This is a genomic window from Cytophagales bacterium, from assembly GCA_019456305.1.
Taxonomy (GTDB): domain Bacteria; phylum Bacteroidota; class Bacteroidia; order Cytophagales; family VRUD01; genus VRUD01.
The window spans coordinates 1-4,603 of record VRUD01000139.1; the positions used below are offsets into that span (position 1 = coordinate 1).

The window sequence follows — 4,603 nt, forward strand, 5'->3', positions numbered from 1 at the left end:
TTGTTGGTCGTGCCATGAGTCCGGCATTAGCAAACTATTGAACCAATGAACTAAAACTAATAACCAAATAACTAAAATTAATAACCAAAAACCATGAACTAAAATTTTGGTTCTGTTATATTCCCTGCAAAAGTATATCAGGAAAGACACATATTCTGTCGTATTAATGACATAGCCTACACTATTATTATTTAAAATTATTTTAAAAGATCACTTAATGTCACGATCACGACAAACAAATAAACCTGACAGGAGTACATTTGTATGACTAAATTTAATCCATCTCTATTCATTGTTTTTTTCTTAGCGTCTTTGTGCCTTTGCGGTGAAATTTTTAATTAATTTACAATGTTATGTTCTTAAAAGATAATTTGATGATTTGGTCATAATTTTCAAATTAACCAACTATGCGCTATATCATATTAAGTACTATTATGTATTATTTCTTCTTTGTCAACTCAACTTACAATTGTTTCGCCCAGGCGTGCTGCTCAGGTGGTGTGCCGCTTGCCGGATCAATCGGCACCGGGACCGCAACAGCCAAAAACATGCAGGTCCTGATAACTTATGATGTAAATTTACTCAAAGATCTGATAGATACCGGCACGAAGCTTCAGGATGAGAACAGACAACGGACGGTACATTCCATTTTAACAGAGTTTAATTATGGAATTAGTAAACCCTTTACAATTACAGCATTATTTTCCTATATCATACAACAAAGAAAAGTTCTGCAAACTAATGGGGAAAAGGATAAACTCCTTGTGTTTGGTATGGGAGATATGGTTTTTCTTATAAAATATAACTTACTATGGAACAGGCCTAACTTACGCTGGTCAGGCGCTGTAGGAGCCGGTTCAAAAATACCTGTTGGCAGGTCTGATCTTACAGAAAATGGCATTTTACTCCCTGCAGATCTGCAGCCTGGTTCAGGGGCCTGGGATGGAATGTTTTGGTTTTATGCAGCAAGGCAACTTACCTCTACTAATCCTTTCCGGTTAGAGAGTATGGCTACCTACCGAATAACGGGTACTAATCATAACTTCTATGCAAATAGTTCACCGGATTTAGGCTATAAATTCGGTAACGAATTTCAATACGTTATAGGTGCAGCATATACCATCACCTCTAAATTGATGATGAGTGATGCGCTGCTTCAGGTCAGGTACAGAAGTACAACGGCTGATATGGTAGGGGGCAGCATCATACCCAATACAGGAGGTAGATGGCTGTATCTTATACCAGGGATTAATTTACAGACTAACCAGAAATTGAGTTTCCGGCTCACGGGTGAGATCCCTGTATACAGGCATCTCAGTGGAACACAACTATCAACTTCATATAAATTTAATATTTCAATTTTATATAAGGGCATCTCTAAAAACTACACCATACATTCCCCTCTATCAAGAGGGGCAAGGGGTGTGTTTTAAAAAATATGTAGTTTTTAGAGATGCCCATAATTAATCATGAAAGATTATATGTTATTTAGTCTAAAATTAGTAAACTTATTATTAATGTTTTCAATCTGTTTTACTTCATGTAAGAAAGATAAAGATAAACTTAAAGGTGAATGGCTGATCCCAAAAAGTGAAGTGTTGGATGGAGGACCGGGCAAAGATGGAATTCCTGCCTTAACCAACCCTGCTTTTATTGCTGCATCTGATGCCACTTATTTGCAGGACAATGATCTGGTGGTTGGCTTTATTTCCGGCAATGATGTGCGTGCTTACCCACATGCTATACTTGACTGGCACGAGATCATCAATGATGATGTTAATGGTGTTTCAATTGCAGTGACCTATTGTCCTCTGACAGGTACAGGTATTGGATGGGATAGAAATGTAAATGGTACGGTTACTACTTTTGGCGTGTCAGGATTGCTATATAATACCAATCTTATTCCTTATGACCGTGCAACAGATAGCAACTGGTCGCAAATGAAATTACTTTGTGTGAATGGGACATTGATCAGAACGAAAGTACAGGTTATCCCTGTTGTTGAAACCACCTGGAAAACCTGGAAGGCCATGTATGCTCAAACAAAAGTAGTCTCTAAACAGACAGGATACAGCAGGAATTATGATAGATATCCTTATGGGGATTATAAAACCAATAATGACAATTTGTTTTTCCCTTTAAATCCTAAAGACAAACGACTGCCTTCAAAAGAACGAGTGCACGGGGTCATTATCAATGACATAGCAAAAGTCTATCAGTACTACCATTTTACTGATAGCATGCAGCTAATAAATGATAGCTTTCAAAACACTGATCTTGTGATTGCAGGTAGCCAGCCAGATAATTTTATCGTATCTTTCGTACGCAGGCTATCTAACGACACTTTGCTTACATTTACCCCCATACAAAATAAATTACCTGTAATAATGCAGGATAATGAAGGTACAGAATGGGATATTTTTGGAAATGCAATTTCAGGACCCCGGGCAGGCGAACAACTTAGCGCAACAGTATCATTTATGGGCTACTGGCTGGCGTGGGGTGCATTTTACCCGAATGCTGAAATTTATTAACATAAATTAAAGATTTAAAGGTAAATACCATGCAAATACTATTACTTCTCATATACGGATTTTTACTGTTGTTTATATTCTTATACAGTTTGACCCAGGTTAACCTGGTCTATAATTACATCAGGTATTACAGGAAAAACAAGGAAGTAAGTAATGATAAGAAATTAGATATAAACGATGCCCCTTTTGTTACGGTTCAGTTACCTATATATAACGAAAAATATGTTATTGAAAGACTTATAGACGCAATTGCTGCTTTTGACTATCCCAGAGATAAATTTGAGATTCAGGTACTGGACGATTCAACCGATGAAACTTTTGAGATAACAGCGAAGAAAGTGCATGAAATTAGCAAAAAAGGAATTCAACTCCATCATGTTAGAAGGAAAAACAGGACAGGATTTAAAGCAGGAGCGCTTGCAGAAGGGCTAAAAATAGCAAAGGGAGAATTTATAGCCATTTTTGATGCTGATTTTATCCCTGATAAGGATTTTTTGCTGAGAACAATTCCTTATTTTAAAAATGGGCAAACCGGAGTTGTACAAACCCGTTGGGGGCATATTAATAAAGATTACTCCCTGCTTACCAAACTCCAGGCTTTTGGCCTGGATGCCCACTTTTCTGTAGAACAAACAGGAAGAAATGCAGGCGGACATTTTATTAATTTCAATGGTACTGCAGGTGTTTGGCGCAAAAAGTGTATCATAGATGCAGGAGGGTGGCAGTCAGACACATTAACCGAAGACCTTGATCTGAGCTACAGGGCTCAGCTCAAAGGCTGGAAGTTCAAATTTCTGGAGAATGTCGTTTCACCCGCAGAATTGCCACCTACAATGAATGCGCTGAAAACCCAGCAATTCAGATGGACAAAAGGTGCTGCCGAATGTGCAAGAAAAAACTTATGGAAAGTGTTGAGATCAGCAAAAATATCGCTGTCAACAAAAATACATGCGTTTTTTCACCTTATGAATAGTTTCCTCTTCATTTGTATCATCACTACCGCAGTGCTCAGTGTACCTTTATTATTGATCAAAAATTTTTTTTACGAATACGCCGGTTATTATAGGTTCGGAGTATTTTTCATGGTCAGCCTGGTGCTATTAATTATTTTTTACTGGGTTTCATTCACCAAACAGTCTGGTAACAAATTTTTGGCTACCTTGAAATTTATATTAAAGTTCCCGGCATTTCTTTCAATTTCAATGGGCTTGTCATTACACAATGCCATAGCTGTATTTGAAGGATATACAGGCAGGAAAACCCCTTTCATCAGAACACCTAAATTTAATATAACAAAGAAGGAAGATTCGTGGAAAGATAATAAATATTTAACCCGGATAAATATGCTGACAATATTTGAAGGCTTGTTTTCACTCTACTTTGCGGCAGGAATAATCATTTCGTTTATATTAAAAGATTATGGACTATTGCCGTTTCATATTATGTTAAGCATAGGTTTTGGAAGTGTATTTTATTATTCAATTGATCACTCAAAATAGTTTTTAGTTGTTTAGTTTATTGGTTTTAGTTTGTTAGTTATTTGGTTGTAGTACAATAAGCTGAATTATAATCAGAAATAATTAATACAATTTTAAAAATGAAGTTAATTTACATGCTGATCGCAGTATTTGTTTTTAGCTGCACACTTCTTTTCGCACAAATGAACAAAGAAAAAATCAACCAGGAATGGAAAACTGATATTACCAATAAAAGCGTTCCGTTAAATGAATTTATTGCCCTCTTAAAAAGAGACGGCATCCCCCCCATAGATAATCCGAAATTCTGGAATAAAGAAGAGGGGGACAAAGTGTTTTTTAAACACGAGCCCGTTATTGCAGTTGCAATAAATGGCAAAGCAAAAGCATACCCATTGAGCATCTTAACGTGGCACGAAATTGTTAATGACCGGATAGCAGGGGTTGACATTTCCGCAACTTACTGCCCTTTGTGTAATGCTGCCATTGTGTTTGACAGGAAGTTGAATTTTAAAGGGAAAGAATATTTGCTGGATTTTGGTGTTTCGGGTATGCTTAGGAAAAGTGACATGGTGATGTGGGACAGGCAAACCG

General features: G+C 37.0%; 4 protein-coding genes. All 4 read left to right on the forward strand.

The features are described from left to right. Positions 1-407: 407 nt before the first annotated feature. Positions 408-1,433 (forward strand): transporter, encoded by a 1,026-nt coding sequence (locus FVQ77_17250; GenBank protein ID MBW8052050.1) that lies wholly within the window; start codon positions 408-410, stop codon positions 1,431-1,433. 36 nt (positions 1,434-1,469) lie between these two features. Then, a complete protein-coding gene (locus FVQ77_17255) occupies positions 1,470-2,534 on the forward strand; it encodes a DUF3179 domain-containing protein (GenBank protein ID MBW8052051.1) in 1,065 nt (354 codons plus the stop codon). Between the two features lie 29 nt (positions 2,535-2,563). Next, a complete protein-coding gene (locus tag FVQ77_17260) occupies positions 2,564-4,033 on the forward strand; it encodes a glycosyltransferase (protein MBW8052052.1) in 1,470 nt (489 codons plus the stop codon). A gap of 161 nt (positions 4,034-4,194) precedes the next feature. Beyond that, a partial coding sequence (locus FVQ77_17265) for a DUF3179 domain-containing protein (GenBank protein ID MBW8052053.1) occupies positions 4,195-4,603 on the forward strand: 409 nt, incomplete at its 3' end.

Excerpts from the sequence above, each read along its gene's own strand:
- FVQ77_17255 (MBW8052051.1), top strand. The coding sequence starts at position 1,470 with ATGAAAGATTATATGTTATTTAGTCTAAAATTAGTAAACTTATTATTA.
- FVQ77_17250 (MBW8052050.1), top strand. The coding sequence starts at position 408 with ATGCGCTATATCATATTAAGTACTATTATGTATTATTTCTTCTTTGTC.
- FVQ77_17260 (MBW8052052.1), top strand. The coding sequence starts at position 2,564 with ATGCAAATACTATTACTTCTCATATACGGATTTTTACTGTTGTTTATA.